The 17,640-nt window shown below is 71.4% G+C and carries 11 protein-coding genes; 2 read left to right on the top strand and 9 right to left on the bottom strand.

Annotation, left to right across the window (positions count from 1 at the left end; translation table 11 throughout):
• Positions 1-75: 75 nt before the first annotated feature.
• The 4 genes from STRIP9103_RS00750 to STRIP9103_RS00735 form a co-directional block, all read right to left on the bottom strand.
• The gene (locus STRIP9103_RS00750; protein ID WP_048819463.1) at positions 76-399 is read right to left on the bottom strand and encodes a hypothetical protein; all 324 of its coding nucleotides are present in this window, start codon (positions 397-399) and stop codon (positions 76-78) included.
• Positions 396-764: a WhiB family transcriptional regulator gene (locus STRIP9103_RS00745; protein ID WP_009293556.1), complete on the bottom strand. Its 369-nt coding sequence runs from the start codon at positions 762-764 to the stop codon at positions 396-398. The genes STRIP9103_RS00750 and STRIP9103_RS00745 overlap by 4 nt, the downstream gene beginning before the upstream one ends.
• A 174-nt stretch (positions 765-938) precedes the next feature.
• Positions 939-1,262, bottom strand: coding sequence for a hypothetical protein (locus STRIP9103_RS00740; RefSeq protein WP_009293564.1), 324 nt, complete (start codon positions 1,260-1,262; stop codon positions 939-941).
• Positions 1,263-1,426: 164 nt separating this feature from the next.
• Positions 1,427-3,649, bottom strand: coding sequence for an ATP-dependent DNA helicase UvrD2 (locus STRIP9103_RS00735; RefSeq protein ID WP_181800551.1), 2,223 nt, complete (start codon positions 3,647-3,649; stop codon positions 1,427-1,429).
• Positions 3,650-3,830: 181 nt separating this feature from the next.
• On the opposite strand from STRIP9103_RS00735, the gene STRIP9103_RS00730 reads away from it, so the two are divergent.
• Positions 3,831-4,073: a mycoredoxin gene (locus STRIP9103_RS00730; RefSeq protein WP_009293545.1), complete on the top strand. Its 243-nt coding sequence runs from the start codon at positions 3,831-3,833 to the stop codon at positions 4,071-4,073.
• A 68-nt stretch (positions 4,074-4,141) separates the two neighbouring features.
• On the opposite strand, the gene nudC is transcribed toward STRIP9103_RS00730, so the two are convergent.
• The 5 genes from nudC to STRIP9103_RS00705 form a co-directional block, all read right to left on the bottom strand.
• Positions 4,142-5,089, bottom strand: coding sequence for an NAD(+) diphosphatase (gene nudC, locus STRIP9103_RS00725; RefSeq protein WP_009293565.1), 948 nt, complete (start codon positions 5,087-5,089; stop codon positions 4,142-4,144).
• A gap of 95 nt (positions 5,090-5,184) precedes the next feature.
• Complete coding sequence (locus STRIP9103_RS00720; protein ID WP_009293536.1) at positions 5,185-6,597, bottom strand: dipeptidase; 1,413 nt, start codon at positions 6,595-6,597, stop codon at positions 5,185-5,187.
• A gap of 10 nt (positions 6,598-6,607) precedes the next feature.
• Positions 6,608-10,303: an ATP-dependent DNA helicase gene (locus tag STRIP9103_RS00715; RefSeq protein WP_009293542.1), complete on the bottom strand. Its 3,696-nt coding sequence runs from the start codon at positions 10,301-10,303 to the stop codon at positions 6,608-6,610.
• A 133-nt stretch (positions 10,304-10,436) separates the two neighbouring features.
• A complete protein-coding gene (locus STRIP9103_RS00710) occupies positions 10,437-13,907 on the bottom strand; it encodes an ATP-dependent helicase (protein WP_009293558.1) in 3,471 nt (1,156 codons plus the stop codon).
• A gap of 308 nt (positions 13,908-14,215) precedes the next feature.
• On the bottom strand, positions 14,216-14,581 hold the full coding sequence (locus tag STRIP9103_RS00705; RefSeq protein WP_048819461.1) for an MGMT family protein: 366 nt from the start codon (positions 14,579-14,581) through the stop codon (positions 14,216-14,218).
• Between the two features lie 185 nt (positions 14,582-14,766).
• On the opposite strand from STRIP9103_RS00705, the gene STRIP9103_RS00700 reads away from it, so the two are divergent.
• Positions 14,767-17,592, top strand: a complete 2,826-nt coding sequence (locus STRIP9103_RS00700; protein WP_048819460.1) for a lysylphosphatidylglycerol synthase transmembrane domain-containing protein — start codon at positions 14,767-14,769, stop codon at positions 17,590-17,592.
• Positions 17,593-17,640 lie beyond the last annotated feature (48 nt).

Below are 17,640 nucleotides of genomic sequence, written 5' to 3'. Positions count from 1 at the left end.
CCCGCAAGGAGCCACTGCTATCGGTGGTTCTGATGTGCCTGCCTCGGCGGGTTCATGGCAGTTGCCGTACGGCGACTACTGCATGACCGCCATGGCGAGCGCACGGCGGGCGCGCAGGGAGGCGCGCTCGGCCCGGCGCTGCATGCGGCGGGCGACCGCCAGGCGCATGGCCCGGCGCTCCTGCTCCGCCTGGTGCAGGCGCTCGTGCATATGCGCACGAGCCAGGGCTTCTGGCATGAGATGCATTTCTCGGGTCCTGTTCTGACGCGAGGCGTTCGCGCCGGTGGTGGTGAAGTCTGGAGTCGCGGAGCCTGTCGGCTCGCTCGTGGACGGCTTCATCGGGGCCTGCTTCTGGGGGTCGTGCGTGAGGGGGCGGTCGATCGTTCCGGTGATGTTCATGCCGTGACCGGGTTCTTGCGCGGGCGACCACGGGGCCGCTTGCGGGCCACGACGACACCCTGGACGAACAGCTCGCCACCCCAGACGCCCCAGGGCTCACGCCGCTCCTTGGCGCCGGCGAGGCAGGCCTCCATCAGCGGGCAGGTGCGGCAGAGGGACTTGGCGTACTCGACATCGGCCGGCGACTCGGCGAAGAAGACCTCCGGGTCGTAGGAGCGGCAGGGGACGGGCACACCGAGGTTCTCGATGGCGTCGTCGAGCGCGGTGAGCGCGGTGAGCGGAGTCAAGGTGGAGTCCTCCGGGAGGCGGGGCGGGGGGATCGTTTCGGAAGGCGGTACGGACGGGGCGTGCGCTTCGAGTTGCACGGTTCGTCTTCCTCGTCTGGTCGTTCCGGCCGGTTGGCCGGGTGGCGGCTGGTACCGGGTTCTTTTCTTGTCCCGAGGCCCCTTCGTTCTGCAGTCCCCGGTCGGGGACAAACAGAAGGGCCGCGGATCCCGGATGGGGTTCCGCGGCCCTGAAGGCGCCGACCTGATCATCGATCAGGTTGGATCACTCCAGGGTTCTGGCCCACGGAAGGCCCACACCAGGTGGTGCTGCGTCGTCTGCTTCCGGAATCCGGCACCGGCCGCCGCAAAGGCATAGGCCTGCGCCTGTGCCGCTACTGCTGCTTCCAGTGCCTTGGTCGGTCGCTCATTGCGCTCACGGACGGGGAGGCCCGCGAGAGACAGGGAGGACGCCGGACGACCACCAGTGATGGCGGACAGACCGGTGCCCAGGTTCGAGACGCCGAACATGCACAGGGAGACGGCCGAGCGATCGGTCATTTTGACCGTGCTGATGGAGCTGGTGTTGATGCTGATCACTGGACTCGCCTCCTCTCGGCGTCTAGGGGGACCGGCGCGAACCGATCCGACGGATATGAAGTACATCACGAAACCAGGGCCTTGGAGAAGGCCGCCGTTCCCGTGGCTTAGAACCTATGGGGATTGCTGGGGCATGCGCAAACTATTTTTTCGACGAGTTCGTATCAGTCGTTCTCGTCCTCGCACCCGGGCTCCCGACCTGCGCAGATGTCGAGTACATCGGCGCCGTACCGCTGGAGCTTACGGGCGAGGACACCGGGAATGCGACCCAGTTCAACCGGAGTGCTCGGCCCCGCTTCTGCGATGGCCATCAGGGTGCGGTCGGTGAAGACGCAGAAGTCCGGTTGCCCGCTGAGCCGCGCCTGGACAGCCCGCCACTCGCGCAAGCGCTCGTAGAGGCCCTCGTCCATGTCGGAGGGGCAGTCCTCACAGCGCATCAGCTTCATGTCGCCGGCGTCTCGCAGGGTCCGGCCGCAGACACGGCAGCGAGCCGGGGTGCGGCTGGTGCGACGTGGGGCGGCCTCGGTTCCGCCGCCGGCGAACCCATCGGGCCGACCGTCGACCGAGCCCGGTTCGACGCCCCCGGAGCCGCTCGCGCCGGTCCGACCGGCCGTGGCGATCGATCCGGGGCGCAGGCCGTCGAGGAAGCGGCTGGGGCGGCGATTCGGGCGGCTGCCGGGCGATCGGGACAGCGCCCAGGACACGGAGAGCTGTTCTCGTGCGCGGGTGACGCCCACATAGAGGAGTCGTCTCTCCTCTTCGACCTGTTCGTCCGTCTTGGCGTAGGTGATCGGCATCATGCCCTCGGCGACGCCGACCAGGAAGACGACGTCCCACTCCAGGCCCTTCGCCGAGTGCAGGGAGGCGAGAGTGACGCCCTGGACGGTGGGGGCGTGCTGGGCGTTCGCGCGCTCGTCGAGTTCCGCCACCATGTCGCCGAGCGTGGCGTAGGGCTTGGCCGCGGCGAAGTCCTGCGCCAGGTTGACCAGTGCCGCCAGTGACTCCCAGCGTTCTCTGGCCGCGCCGGAGCCCGCCGGGGGTTCACCGGTCCAGCCCTCGCCGGACAGCACCGCCCGTACCTGTGAGGGGAGGTCGACGGCGTCCTCCAGGAGGGTGTCGTTGCCGCCGAAGCGGGCCGCGGCTCTCAGTGCGGCCCCGGCCTTGCGGACCTCGGGGCGGTCGAAGAACCGCTCGGCGCCGCGCAGCTGGTAGGGCACTCCGGCGTCCGCGAGGGCCTGCTCATAGGTCTCGGACTGGGAGTTCGTGCGGAACAGGATGGCGATCTCGCTCGCCGGGACTCCGGAGGCGATGAAGTCGCGGATACGGCGGGCGGCGCCCTCGGCCTCGGCGGGCTCGTCGCTGTATTCGGTGTAGCGGGGCTCGGGCCCCGGCGGGCGTTGGGAGATGAGTTCGAGGCGGTGGTCGGCGGCGCGGCCACGGGCCTGGGAGAGCAGGCCGTTGGCGAGATGGACGACCTGGGGGGTGGAGCGGTAGTCGCGGACGAGCTTGACGACGGTGGCCCCGGGATAGCGGAGGCGGAAGTCGAGCAGATGGTCGGGAGTTGCGCCAGTGAACGAGTAGATGGTCTGGCTGGCGTCGCCCACGACGCACAGGTTGTCCCGGTCGCCGAGCCACAGTTCCAACAGGCGTTGCTGGAGGGGACTGACGTCCTGGTACTCGTCGACCACGAAGTGCTGGTACTGGGAGCGGACCTGTTCGGCGATGTCGTGCCGGTCCTGGAGGATACCGACCGTGAGCAGGAGGACGTCCTCGAAGTCGATGACGGAGCGCTCACGCTTGAGGTCCTCGTACGTGGCGTAGATCTGGGCGATCTCGGCCGGGTCGCGGGGGGCCTCACGGCCGGCCTTGGCAGCTGCCGCGGCGTAGTCGGAGGGGACGGTCTGGGTGACCTTCGACCACTCGATCTCTGCGGCGGCGTCCCGTAGTTCGTTGCGATCGAGACGGATGTGGCAGGCTGCCGCAGCGTCCGCGACGAGTGGGAACTTCCGGTCGATGATTCTGGGCATGACGCCGCCGACGGCCTTCGGCCAGAAGTACTGAAGTTGGCGCAGCGCGGCCGAGTGGAACGTCCGGGCCTGGACTCCGGCGGCGCCGAGTTGGCGGAGGCGGCCACGCATCTCTCCGGCGGCGCGGTTGGTGAAGGTGACGGCCAGCACGCTGGCGGGCTGGAGCATCCCGGCGCGCACCCCGTAGGCGATGCGGTGGGTGATGGCCCGGGTCTTGCCGGTGCCGGCGCCCGCGAGTACGCACACCGGCCCGTGCAGGGCGGTGGCCACCGCGCGCTGCTCCGGGTCGAGCCCTTCGAGCACCGCGTCGGCCGAGTCGGGGACCCGCGGGAAGAGGGTGGAATGCGTTGCTGCTGTCACACGGCCATGCTGCCAGGTCTCCGGAGTCGGCCGAGTCGGTTGTCCACAGGCGGGCACTCGCAGTCGTATTAATGCGGCAGGCGTCACGGAGTCAGGTGCGGGAATGGTGGAACTCTCGCGTACGTTCCTTCCACTGCGAGCAAGTATTCGAGCCGTTACGCCGTGAAGGAGCGCCAAAGACATGCCGGGCACTGTGACGATGTACAGCACCACGTGGTGCGGCTACTGCCGTCGGCTGAAGAGCCAGATGGACCGTGAGGGCATCGCGTACAACGAGATCAACATCGAGCAGGACCCGGAGTCTGCGGCGTTCGTGGAGAAGGCGAACGGCGGGAACCAGACGGTGCCCACCGTTCTCTTCCCGGACGGCTCGACGCTCACGAACCCCTCGCTGGCGCAGGTCAAGCAGAAGATCGGCGCGTAGCGCGCGGGCCCCGGGCCGGGCAGCGCGGCAGGCGTGTCGTCTGTCGCCGTCGTCCCGGGGCACCGCACCTAGCCGGTGTGCCCTCGCGTCGGCAGGGGCTTGCCGTACCAGAGTTCGATCAGGCGGGCCGCGATCGAGATGCCGTAGGGAGGCAGCACCTCCCCGGACTCGAACGCGGCCCGCAGCTGTTCGCGGGAGAACCAGCGGGCCTCGTGGATCTCGTCGCCGTCCACCTCGATCTCGGTCGAAGTGGCGCGGGCCATGAAGCCCAGCATGAGGCTGGATGGGAAGGGCCAGGGCTGGCTGGCGATGTACTCGACCTGGCCGACGGTGATCCCGACCTCTTCGTGCACCTCGCGCCGGACGGACTGCTCGATGGACTCGCCGGGCTCGACGAAGCCGGCGAGGGTGGAGAAGCGGCCCTCGGGCCAGTGCACCTGGCGGCCGAGGAGGATGCGGTCCTCGTCGTCCGTGACGGCCATGATCACCGCCGGGTCGGTGCGCGGGTAGTGCTCGGCGCCGCAGGCCGGGCAACGGCGGATGTGGCCGGCCGCCGCGATGACCGTGCGTTCGCCGCAGCGGGAGCAGAATCGGTGGGTGCGCTGCCAGTTCTCCAGGCCGACCGCATGGGCCATGAGGCCGGTGTCGCGCGGTGAGAGCAGCATGCCCGCCTCGCGCAGCCCGGCGGGGCGCGCGGACTGGTCCATGCGCCCGGGGAGCGCGTCCTTCTGGAGCGCGAAGTAGCTCACGCCGTCGGCGTCGGTGCCCAGGAAGTAGCGGTGTGCCTCGGTGAGCGGCGCCTCGAAGGAGGGGGTCATGACGAGTTCGGTGGCGCCGTCCGGTGTCTCGTCGATGAGGACCTGGCCGCCGGAGACCACGAAGCAGCGGGTCGTGGGGTGGCTCCATGCCGCCGCGAGCCAGGCCTCGTCGAGCCGGTGGTGGGCGGCCCGGTCGATGCCGCTGGGAGCGGTGAGCGCGATGGGGCGGTCGGCGGTGTGGTCGGTCCAGGTGGTCACGAGTGCTTCCAACTCCCCCGGTGGAACGGTGGTTTGGGCGGACGGTTCGGCGGGGCGTACGGCGGGCGGGTGCGCTGGGGCGTGGCGGGCCTACTTCAGTGTGCCTCGCGGGAGCTTGCGGACAGCTCGCCCCAGAGGTATGCGCTGGTCTCGACGCCCTTGAAAAGCAGGTCCAGCTCGACCTTCTCGTTGGGTGCGTGCCAGCCGTCGGAGGGGACGGAGATGCCCAGGAAGAGCACGGGCGCGGCGAGCACGTCCTGTAGGTCGGCGGCAGGGCCGGAGCCGCCCTCTCTCGTGTAGCGGATCGGCTGCTCGAAGGCGCGGCCCATGGCGCGCACGACGGCCTGCAGGGCGGGGTGGTCCAGCGGGGTCAGGCAGGGGCGGGTGGCGCCGCTGAACGTGATCTCGTGGCCGATCCCGGCGGGGATCCGGTCGGCGGCCCAGGCGCGGACGATCTTCTCGATGTGGTCCGGGTCCTGCCCCGCGACCAGCCGGAAGGACAACTTCACCCTCGCGGAGGACGGGATGATCGTCTTGCTGCCAGGACCCTGGTACCCGCCGCCGATGCCGTTGACCTCGGCGGTCGGACGGGCCCAGACACGCTCCAGGGTGGTGTGTCCGGCTTCTCCATGGGTCGCCGTCGACTTGGCCGTGCGCAGCCATCGCTCCTCGTCGAAGGGCAGTTCGGCGAAGAGTTCGCGCTCGCGGTCGGTGAGTTCGACGATGCCGTCGTAGAAGCCGGGGATCGCCACGCGCGCGTGCTCGTCGTGCAGGGCGGCGACCAGGCGGGCGGCGGCGGTGGCCGGGTTCGGTACGGCGCCGCCGAAGGAACCGGAGTGGATGTCCTGGCCGGGGCCGTAGAGCTGGATCTCGCACTCGGCGAGGCCGCGCATGCCGGTGCACACGGTGGGCGTGTCCTCGGCCCACATACCGGTGTCGGAGACGATCACGGCGTCCGTGGTGAGCCGCTCGGCGTGGTTCTCGACAAGGGTCCGGAAGTGCGGGGAGCCCGACTCCTCCTCGCCCTCGATGAGCATCTTCAGGTGGACGGCGGGGGCTGTGCTGCCGGTGGCGGCGAGGTGGGCGCGGATGCCGAGTGTGTGGAAGAACACTTGGCCCTTGTCGTCGGCCGCCCCCCGCGCGTGGAGGCGGTTTCCGCGGATCACGGGCTCGAACGGCTCGGTGTCCCAGCCGTCCTCGCGGGCCGCGGGCTGTACGTCGTGGTGCCCGTAGACCAGGACCGTGGGGGCGTCCGCGTCCTCGGCGGGCCATTCGGCGAAGACCGCTGGAGCGCCCGGCGTCTCCCAGACCTCGACGGTGGGAAAGCCGGTCTCCTTGAGCTTGGCGGCGAGCCAGTCGGCACTGCGCCGTACGTCGGCCGTGTGCTCGGGCTGGGCCGACACCGAAGGGATGCGCAGCCATGCGACGAGGTCGTCGAGGAAGGCGGCACGGTGGTTCTCGATGTACGTACGGACATCGCTGACGGCACTGTCAACGGGCTGGCTCATGCTCCCGAGCCTATAGGCCCGCACCGACATGCTCGTCCGGTGGTTCGTCGGTGAGCGGCTGCGGACCCACAGGATCGGATTCCAGCCCGTCGGCACCCGGCTCCTCCAGGAGCAGCCGCTCCAGTGCGGAGCGGCCCGGCAGGTCCTCCGGGTGGACGACGTCGCCGGTGCGTACGTACAGGAAGGCGGCCTTCACGGACTCCAGGGGCACGCCCTGCTGCTCGGCCCAGGCGAGCCGGTAGAGCGCGAGCTGGAGGGGGTCGGCGGTGCGGTTGCGGCTGGTCTTCCAGTCGACGATCTCGTACGTCGTCGTTCCGTCGCCGTCGCTGTCCCGGTAGACGGCGTCGATACGACCGCGTACGACGCGTCCGGCGATGCCGAGTTGGAAGGGGGCCTCGACGCGGTACGGGGTGCGGTGTGCGTAGGGCGTGCGCTCGAAGGCGGCCTTGAGGGCTTCGAGGTCCCGCTCGTCGGCGATCTCGGCCTCGCTGCCGGGCAGGTCCTCGGGCTCCAGCATGGGCAGCCGCAGCTCCTCGAAGCGGGCCTCGACCCAGGCGTGGAAGCGGGTGCCGCGGCGCGCCGCGGGCTGCGGCGGGCGTGGCATGGGGCGCGCGAGTTCCTGTGCGAAGCCGTCGGGGTCGGCGGCCAGGCGCACCAGCTGCGAGGCGGTCAGCGACATCGGAAGGGGTACGTCGGTGACCTTCGCGCGGGCGCGCAGGAGCTCTCCGGTGAGGGCGTCCAGGTCGCGGTCCCAGGAGGCGATGGTGCGGGCCTCCTCGGGGGTCAGGTCGGATGCGGCGGGGTGGCGGCGGGCGTGCGGCACGACAGGCGTGCGCCCGTCGTGCCCGGAGCGTGGGCCGGTGGGAGCGTTCTCCTGGTGCCCGGGGTGCGGGCCGACTGGAGTGCCCTCGTCGTGGCCGGGGTGCGGCACGCGCGCGTGAGGGGGCCTTACGGAGTGTGCGGGCCGGTCCTCCGTCCAGGAGTCCCAGTCGGAGGTGTCCTCCTCGGGGATGTCCTGGGAGAGGTCCGCCGAGAAGTCGTCCTCCTCGTGGAAATCGTCGTCCTCGTAGGGGATGTCCTCCGGGAAATCGTCGTCCCCGTAGAGGGCCTCTTCGTCGTCCGGCGGTGGCGGCCACTCCGGGTCGTCGTAGGAGTGGGGGTCGAGGTCATGGGCGGCACCGGGGTGGGTGTCCTCGTGGGAGGCGACCCGCTCCAGGTGGGCCAGTACGGTCTCGGCGGCTGCGCGGCGGCGGGCCAGAGCTGTGTCGTCCAGCGGGAGCGGCCAGGCGTGGTCGGCGGCCGTCTCGCGCAGGGCGGGGTTCTCGGCGCCCTCCTCGGGTTCGTCGGCCCAGGCCTCGATCTCGCCGTACCCGGCGGCGCAGTGGTCGTACAGGGCCTTGAGGAAGTCGGAGGGGCCGCGTGGGCGCTTCTGGGAGGGGCCCCACCAGTGGCCGGAGCCGAGGAGCAGGGAGCGAGGGCGGGTGAACGTGACGTAGCCGAGGCGGAGTTCCTCGGTGTGCTGGTGGTCCTTCATGGCCTCCTGGAACGTCTTCAGGCCCCGGGAGTCCCATGCCTCGACGTCGGGGAGGGTGTCGGCGTCGCCGCGCAGTTCGTGCGGCAGGACCCTGCCCTGGGCCGTCCACTTCTCGCGGCCCTGGGTGCTCGGGAAGGTGCCGGTGACCAGTCCGGGGACGGCGACGACGTCCCACTCAAGGCCTTTGGACTTGTGGGCGGTGAGCACCTTCACGGTGTTCTCGCCGCCGGGCAGGGCGTTGTCGAGGCCCTTTTCGTACTGGGCGGCCGTACGCAGGAAGCCGAGGAAGGCGAGCAGGGTGGCCTCGCCCTCGCTGTTGGCGGCGAAGGCGGCGGCGATGTCCAGGAAGTTCGAGAGCGTCTCGCGGCGGCGGGCGGCCAGGGCGTGCGGAGAGGCGGAGAGTTCGACTTCCAGGCCGGTGACGGCGAGCACCCGGTGGAGGACGTCCATGAGCGGGTCGGCGAGTGAGCGGCGCAGGTCGCGCAGTTCGGTGGCGAGGCGGGCGAACCGTACGCGCGCGTCCGGCGAGAACGGCAGCCCGTCGTCCTCCGCCTCGGCTTCGAGCGGTAGTTCCAGGAACGTGTCGAGCGCGTCGGCGAGGGAGATCACCTCGGACGGGTCGACTCCCTCGACGGCGGCGGCGAGCCGGCGGTCCGGGTCGTCGTCCGCGCCCACGCGCGCGTGGGACACGAGAAGTCTGGCCCGGCGGCCGAGGAGGGCGAGGTCGCGGGGGCCGATGCGCCAGCGCGGACCGGTGAGCAGGCGTACGAGGGAGGCGTTGGCTCCGGGGTCCTGGAGGACCTCGCAGACGGCGACGAGGTCGGCGACCTCGGGGAGGTGGAGCAGTCCGGAGAGGCCGACGACCTCGACGGGGATGTCGCGGGCGACCAGCGCGCCCTGGATCTCGGCGAAGTCGGTGGCCGTGCGACACAGGACCGCGATCTCGCCGGGCTCCTTGCCGGTGCGCACGAGGTGGGCGATCGAGTCGGCGATCCAGTCGAGTTCCTCGGCGTGAGTGGGCAGCAGGGCACAGCGGACCACGCCGTCGCGTTCGGCGCCGGGGGCCGGCCGGAGGGCCTCCACGCCCGCGTGCATGGCGCGCAGGGGCTCCGCGAGGCCGTTGGCGAGGTCCAGGAGACGGCCACCGCTGCGGCGGTTCTCGCTGAGCGCCTGGCGGGTCGCGGGGCTGCCGTCGGCGTGGGCGAAATGCTCGGGGAAGTCGTCGAGGTTGGCCACGGAGGCTCCGCGCCAGCCGTAGATCGCCTGGCAGGGGTCGCCGACCGCGGTGACGGGGTGGCCGGTGCCGCCGCCGAACAGGCCCGCCAGCAGGACGCGTTGGGCCACGGAGGTGTCCTGGTACTCGTCGAGCAGAACCACCCGGAACTCGTCCCGCAGGATGCGGCCCACTTCGGGCAGTTGTGCGAGGCGGGCCGAGAGGGCGATCTGGTCGCCGAAGTCGAGGAGGTCCCGCTCGCGTTTGACCGTGCGGTAGCGGCCCACGAGTTCGGCGAGTTCGCGCCGGGCGGCGGCGGCCTCGGGGACCTTGCGGAGGTCGGCGTTGGTGAGCTTGGCGCTCTCCAGGTCGCGCAGCAGTTCGGCGTCGTACGCGCGCAGTTCCTCGGGGCGTACGAGGTGCTCGGCGAGTTCGGAGTCGAGGGCGAGGAGGTCGCTGACCAGGTCCGGGAAGGACCGGGTGAGCGCCGGGTACGGGCCCGGGGCCTCGCGGAGCACCCGCGCGGCGAGTTGGTAGCGGGTGGCGTCGGCGAGGAGCCGGGAGGTGGGTTCCAGGCCGACGCGCAGGCCGTGGTCGGTGAGGAGGCGGCCCGCGAAGGCGTGGTAGGTGGAGATGACCGGTTCGCCGGGCGGGTTGTCCGGGTCGATGACGTCCGGGTCGGTGATGCCCGCCTTGACGAGGGCCTTGCGTACGCGCTCGGCGAGTTCGCCCGCCGCCTTGTTGGTGAACGTCAGTCCGAGCACTTGTTCGGGGGCGACCTGTCCGGTGCCGACCAGCCACACCACGCGTGCGGCCATCACCGTGGTCTTGCCGGACCCGGCTCCGGCCACGATCACCTGGGGGGCGGGGGGCGCGATGATGCAGGCCGTCTGCTCCGGGGTGAACGGGATGCCGAGGAGCTCCTTGAGCTGCTCGGGATCGCTGATACGGGCGGACACCCCAGAGAGGCTAGCGTCGGCCACTGACAGCGGATGCCGAACTGCTCTCCGGGCGGGGAGAAGCACTGGTCAGCGCCTGTGGTGCGGTGCATCACTCCCGTCACGTACGCGGCCCGTCGGCGTCCCTCGGCTGTTACTCGACCACGTGACGTCCCTCCGGGCGGGCACTGCACGACGCCCGGAATGCACAGTGTGTGCAGTGTTGTCCGGCGGTCGGGGAGAAACGTTCGTCAAGGACCTTTCCGGCGGCGTTGGCGAGGAGTCCGCCGATCCAGTCGCCCTCCAACGGCCCCTGGGCCTGCACCTTGGGGAGCGTCTCGCCGCCGTTCTTCTTGGCGGCGCCCTGCCGCAGTTGGACGAGTTCGGCGCCACCGGGTTCGGGACGCACGCCGCCGAAGGGCTCGTCCACGGCCCCCTCACGGACCGCGAGCTGATAGACGGCGAGTTGTGGGTGGCGGTCCACCTCGGCGGCGCTGGGGGCCTGTTTGCCGGTCTTGAAGTCGACGACGTAGGCACGGCCTTCGGTGTCGGTCTCGACGCGGTCCATGGAGCCGCGGATGCGCACCTCGTAGTCGCCTGCTTCGAGGGTGACGTCGAAGTCGTGCTCGCTGGCCACCGGGGCGCGTCCGGCGCGCAGGCCGTTGGAGTCGACGTGCCACTTCAGGAAGCGTTCGAGCGCCACGCGCGCGTGCTGCTTCTCCTGCTCCGACTTCCAGGGGGCGTCGAAGGCAAGCGCGTTCCACACGGAGTCGAGGCGCTCCATGAGGACGTCGAGGTCGGCGGGGGTGCGCCCGGAGGCGACCTCGTCGGCGAGGACGTGGACCACGTTACCGAAGCCCTGGGCGGCGGTCGCGGGCGCGTCGGCCTTCACCTCGCGGCCCAGGAACCACTGCAGGGCGCAGGTGTTGGCGAGCTGGTCGAGGGCGCTGCCGGACAGTACGACCGGCTGATCGCGGTTCCTGAGCGGGACCTTGCTCTCGGTGGGCTCGAACATGCCCCACCAGCGGTACGGGTGGGCCGACGGCACGAGCGGGCGCCCGTCCTCGTCGTTCAGCGCGGCCAGCCGTGCCAGGCGCAGCGCTGCGGCCTCGCGCAGGGCGTCCGACACGCGCGGGTCCACCGTCGTCGCCCGCAGCTCGGCGACGAGGGCAGCCACGGACAGCGGGCGGCGGGGGCGGCCGGTGACGTCCTTGGGCTCGACGCCGAGTTCGGCGAGGAAGCGGGACGGCTGGTCGCCGTCGTCCGCCGGGGCCTTCACCGCGGTGACGACCAAGCGTTCACGCGCGCGTGTGGCGGCCACGTAGAACAGGCGTCGTTCCTCAGCGAGCAGCGCCCCCGGGGTGAGTGGTTCGGCGAGGCCGTCGCGACCGATGCGGTCGGCCTCCAGGAGCGAGCCTCGGCGGCGCAGATCCGGCCACAGGCCCTCCTGGACGCCTGCCACGACGACGAGGCGCCACTGGAGGCCCTTGGAGCGGTGCGCGGTCATCAGGCGTACGGCGTCGGGGCGGACGGCCCGTCCGGTGAGCGTGTCGGCGGCGATGTCCTCGGCCTCGATCTCCGCCAGGAAGTTGAGCGCGCCGAGGCCACCGGTGCGCTCCTCCGCGCGGGCGGCGGTGGCGAACAGCGCGCACACGGCGTCGAGGTCGCGGTCCGCGTTGCGTCCGGCCGCGCCCCCACGCCGGGCGGCCCTCTCCAGCCGCCGGGGCCATGGTGTGCCGTCCCACAACTCCCACAGCGCCTCCTCGGCCGTACCGCCGCCCGCGAGGCACTCACGCGCCTTCCGCAGCAGCGCGCCGAGGCGTTGGGCGCCCCGCGCGTACGCCGGGTCGTGCGCCACCAGCCGCTCCGGCTCGGCCAGCGCGCGCGCCAGCAGCTCGTCCGAGGGCGGCGGTACGGGGTTGCCGCCGGCCCGCTCCTCCTCGCGCAGGGCGCGGCCCAGGCGCCGTAGATCGGCGGTGTCCATGCCGGCGAGGGGCGAGGCGAGCAGGGTGAGCGCGGTCTCGGTGTCGAGCCAGGGGGGCTGCGGATCGGATGAGTCGGACGAGTCATAGGGCTCGCCGGGCTCCGGTGCCGTTTCGATGCCCTCGGTCGGGTCGGGCTCATTGGGCCCCCCGGGCTCGTCGCCCTCTCCGTACCCGCTCCCTTCAGCCTCCACGGGCGCCTCCGCGGAGCCCTCGGCCGCCTCCAGGCCCCTCGACGCCTTCGCCCCCGACTCGGCCCGCGCCACCGCCCTCAGCGCGGTCAGCAGGGGCTGTACGGCCGGCTCGTGACGCAGGGGCAGGTCGTCGCCGTCGATCTCCAGGGGCACGCCGGCGGCGGTGAGGGCGCGGCGCATGGAGGGGATCGTGCGGGCGCCGGCGCGCACCAGGACGGCCATCTCGCCCCAGGGGACACCGTCCTCCAGGTGGGCCCGGCGCAACACGTCCGCGATGTTGTCCAGCTCGGTGCCCGGGGTCGGGTACGTGTAGACCTCGACGCTGCCGCCGTCCCGTACCGGTTCGAGTTCGCGGTGGGCCCGTACCTTCTCGGCCGGGAGGCGAGTGAGCGGCATGCGCTGGGTGAGCAGGCGGGTGGCCGCGAGCAGGGCGGCTCCGGAACGGCGGGAGGTCCTGAGGACCGCGACCGGCGCCGGGCGGCCGTCCGCGCGCGGGAAGGCGACCGGGAACTCCAGGATGCCGTTCACGTCGGCGCCCCGGAAGGTGTAGATCGACTGGTCGGGGTCGCCGAAGGCGACCAGGGTGCGCCCGCCGCCCGCGAGGGCCCTCAGCAAGCGTACCTGCGCCGGGTCGGTGTCCTGGTACTCGTCGACGTAGACCGCGTCGTACTGCGCGGCCAGTTGCCCGGCGACGGCCGGGCGGCCGGCGAGGAGCACCGCGCGGTGGACCAGTTCCGCGTAGTCGAGCACGCCTTGGAGGTCGAGGACGTCGAGATACTCGGCGAGGAAGATCGAGGCCGCGCGCCAGTCGGGGCGGCCGATGCGGTCGGCGAAGTCCCGCAGGTCCTGGGGGCCCAGGCCCAGTTCGCGGCTGCGGGCGAGGACCGCGCGTACCTCGTCGGCGAACCCGCGCGTGGTGAGGCAGGCGCGCAGTTCGTCGGGCCAGCGCACATGGGCGAGGCCGAGGCGCTCCAGGTCGGGCTGTCCCGCGAGCAGTTCACGGACCGCCACGTCCTGTTCGGGGCCGGACAGCAGCCGCAGCGGTTCGACGAACAGGTCGCTGTCCTGGTGGGCGCGGACCAGGGCGTAGCAGAACGAGTGGAAGGTGGTGGCCTGTGGGGCGCGCGCCGCCCCCATGCGCAGTGCCATGCGGTCCCGCAGTTCCACGGCCGCCTTGCGGCTGAAGGTCAGGACCAGGACGCGCTCGGGGTCCGCGCCGCGGGCGATGCGGGCCGCCACGGACTCGACGAGTGTGGTCGTCTTGCCGGTGCCCGGACCTGCGAGTACGAGCAGAGGGCCGGTCTCGTGGTCAACCACGCCGCGCTGCTCGGCGTCCAGACGAGGGGGGTCCGTTCGGGTCGGCGGGGTACGCACCAGTCGGTAAGCGCCACGGCTCCCCTGTCGCACCTGGGTGTGCGACAGGCGCCTGGTGGAGGAAGAGGAGCTCACGTGGTTCGCCGGTCCTGGTGGGTGTGCGGTGTGTCACTGCCGGCGCGGTACGCCGTGGTTGCGGGGTGGTGGTCGGGCGACGGGTGGGAAGGCCCCTGCTCGTGGCGGGCGGTGGCGGGGTGAGGGGGACGCGTGCAGCCGACGCTACGCCGACGAGCGGTGCGGAAGCGGGGCTTCCCCTTGTTCCCTCCCGACTCGCGCGGCACATGCGTCCCTCGCCCCACGAACGTACGGCATGGCACCGACGTGCCCCGCTTCCCCCGTACGGCCCAGGGGTCGCACTTCGGCCCGGCGGAGGCCGGAAGCTGTCAGGTGTGACCCTCCACGCGTGCGTCGCCGTCCCATCGCGCTCGTTTCATGTCGATGCGCGGCACATGGCCTTCAGCGGCGCGGCTCGCCGCGCGCAAGGGTGTGCCCTCCGCGCGGTAGTGGTCCAGGGCCCTCAGTTCGTGGCCGGGGAGCAGGGTGCCGTCCGCGCGGACGACCCGCCACCACGGCACGGCTCCTCCATAGAGGGCCATCACGCGGCCCACCTGGCGCGGACCGCCCTCCTCCAGCCACTCGGCGACGTCCCCGTACGTCATGACCCGGCCGGGTGGGATCAGCTCGGCGACCTCCAGGACCCGCTCCGCGTACTCCGGCAGGGCGTCCACCGGAAGGCTCTCCTCGCTCATTCGGCCCATCCTGCCCCATCCCACCGACAATGGGACGTGGTGACCGACGCGTGCGTCCCTCGCCCCGGCGGCGGTCTTCGGGCAGACTGTGCGCCCCCGCATTGCACCCTGATGCCCCTGTGTGCCCACCGGGCATGCCACCATCGTGCGGGCGGTGACTGGTGATACGAGACCAAGAAGAGACGATGAAACAGCAGAGCGTGCACCCCGACGACGCGGCGGGCACCTCTGACGTCTCGTCGCGCCCGGACACCACCGACGGGGACGACAAGGGCACCGAAACGGCCTCTCAGGAGAGCCCCGGTAAGAATCTCGGTAAGAAATCGGGAGCAGCCGCGTCCTTGGGCCAAATGCCCTCCCCTAAGACGTACGACAACACAAAGCCGCAGGTCGGGCAGGAGGAGGACGACGCGGACGACGTCCATGCCGACGAGGTCGAGGGTGACGAACCGCTGCTCCCCGCGCGCGTGCACCGTCCTTCCGATCTCATGCGGCTCGCGGTCGGCATCCTCGGGATCATCCTCCTGCTGGCGATCGCCGCGTTCGCACACGGCACCACCTCCGGCCTCGAACAGGACATCAACAAGGGCACGGGACAGGCGCCCGACCTGCTGATCAAACTGGCGGGCCTCGGGTCGAGCATCGCGATCCTGCTGGTGCCGGTCGCCTTCGCGATCGAGCGGCTGATCAAGCGGGACGGACTGCGCATCGCCGACGGTGTGCTCGCGGCGGTCCTGGCGCACGGGGTGACGCTGGCGACCGACCTGTGGGTGGCCAGGACCGCCCCGGACTCGATCCAGGAGGCGCTCACCCAGCCCTCCCCCGGCGACATCCACGCCCTCACGGACCCCGTGCACGGCTACCTCGCGCCGGTCATCGCATACATGACAGCCGTCGGCATGTCCCGCAGACCCCGCTGGCGCGCGGTCCTGTGGATCGTGCTGCTGCTGGACGCCTTCTCCATGCTGGTCGCCGGCTACACGACACCGTTCTCGATCGTCCTGACGGTGCTGATCGGCTGGACCGTCGCCTACGGGACGCTGTACGCGGTCGGCTCGCCGAATGTTCGTCCCACCGGCCGGACGCTGATGGCGGGCCTCAGGAGGGTCGGCTTCAAGCCGGTCAGCGCGGCCCGTGAAGAGGCCCCGGAAACGGCGGAGGGCGGCGACCGGGGCCGCCGGTACTTCGTGACCCTGGAGGACGGCCAGCCCCTCGACGTCACCGTCGTCGACCGGGAGCAGCAGGCACAGGGCTTCTTCTACCGCGTCTGGCGGCGGCTGACGCTGCGCGGCATCACCACGCGCCGCAGTCTCCAGTCGCTGCGCCAGGCTCTGGAGCAGGAGGCCCTCCTCGCGTACGCGGCCATCGCGGCCGGCGCCAACGCTCCCAAGCTGATCGCGACCTCCGAACTCGGGCCGGACGCCGTGATGCTCGTCTACGAGCACACCGGCGGACGCACCCTGGACTCCCTGGCGGACGAGGAGGTCACCGACGATCTGCTGCGTGACACCTGGCTCCAGGTGAAGGCCCTGCAGTCGCGGCGCATCGCGCACCGCAGGCTGGTGGGCGACGCGATCCTGGTGGATCGTTCCGGCATGGTGATCCTCACCGATCTGCGCGTCGGCGAGATCGCGGCCGGCGATCTGGTCCTGCGCATGGACGTCTCCCAGCTGCTGACGACGCTCGGTCTGCGCGTGGGCGCCGAGCGAGCGGTGACCTCGGCGGTGAGCGTGCTCGGGCCCGACGCGGTCGCCGACTGCCTGCCGATGCTCCAGCCCATCGCGCTGTCGCGCTCCACACGCGCGACCTTGCGCAGGCTGGCCCGGGAGCGGGCGGAGCGCCAGCGCGAGGCGGTCCTGGAGGCGTCCCAGCTGGCCAAACAGGCCCGCGCGGAGGAGCACAGGGAAGCCACCGAGCCCGGCAAGACCGACAAGAAGGCCGTACGCGCCGAGCAGCGGGCCGAGAAGCGGACGATCGACGAGGCCCTGGAAGAGGCCCGCGAGGAGGACCTGCTCACCCAGATCCGCCACCAGGTGCTGTTGATCAGGCCACAGGCACCGGTCGAACCGGCCCGGCTGGAACGGGTCAAGCCACGCACGTTGATCAGTCTCATCGCCGGGGCCTTCGGCGCGTACTTCCTGCTGAGTCAGCTCACCCACATCGAGTTCGGACCGCTCATCGAGAACGCCGAGTGGGGCTGGGTCGCCGCGGCGGTGTTCTTCTCGGCCCTCAGCTATGTCGCGGCGGCGATGAGCCTGCTGGGCTTCGTGCCGGAACGGGTGCCGTTCCCGAGGACCGTGGCCGCGCAGGTCGCCGGGTCGTTCGTGAAGATCGTCGCGCCGGCCGCGGTGGGCGGCGTGGCGCTCAACACCCGCTTCCTGCAGCGCGCGGGAGTACGACCGGGACTCGCGGTGGCGAGCGTCGGCGCGTCGCAGCTGTTCGGGCTCGGCTGCCACATCCTGATGCTGCTCGCCTTCGGCTATCTGACCGGCACCGAGAAGACGCCGTCCCTGTCGCCGTCCCGCACCGTCATCGCGGGCCTGTTGACGGTCGCGGTACTCGTCCTGGTGATGACCTCGATCCCATTCCTGCGCAAGTTCGTCGTCACGCGTGTGCGGTCGCTCTTCGCGGGTGTCGTACCGCGCATGCTCGACGTGCTGCAGCGACCCCAGAAGCTGGTCACCGGTATCGGCGGCATGCTGCTCCTCACCGGCTGCTTCGTGATGTGCCTGGACGCCTCGATCCGCGCCTTCGCCACCGAGGACGTCTCGATCAGCATCGCCAGCGTCGCCGTCGTCTTCCTCGCGGGCAACGCGCTGGGGTCCGCGGCACCGACCCCGGGCGGTGTGGGCGCCGTCGAGGCCACCCTGACGGTCGGCCTGATCGCCGTCGGCCTCCCGAAGGAGGTAGCGGCCCCCGCGGTCCTGCTGTTCCGTCTGCTGACCCTGTGGCTGCCCGTGCTGCCGGGCTGGCTGGCCTTCAACCAACTGTCACGCAAGGAAGCGCTCTAGTAGGGCTTGGTTATCTTGGATGGGGAATAGCGTGTCGGCCTCGCGGAG

Origin of the sequence: Streptomyces ipomoeae 91-03, assembly GCF_000317595.1 — a bacterium.
GTDB lineage: Bacteria > Actinomycetota > Actinomycetes > Streptomycetales > Streptomycetaceae > Streptomyces > Streptomyces ipomoeae.
The sequence above is the reverse complement of the archived record's forward strand: the minus strand, read 5'-3'. Positions and strand labels throughout refer to the sequence as shown.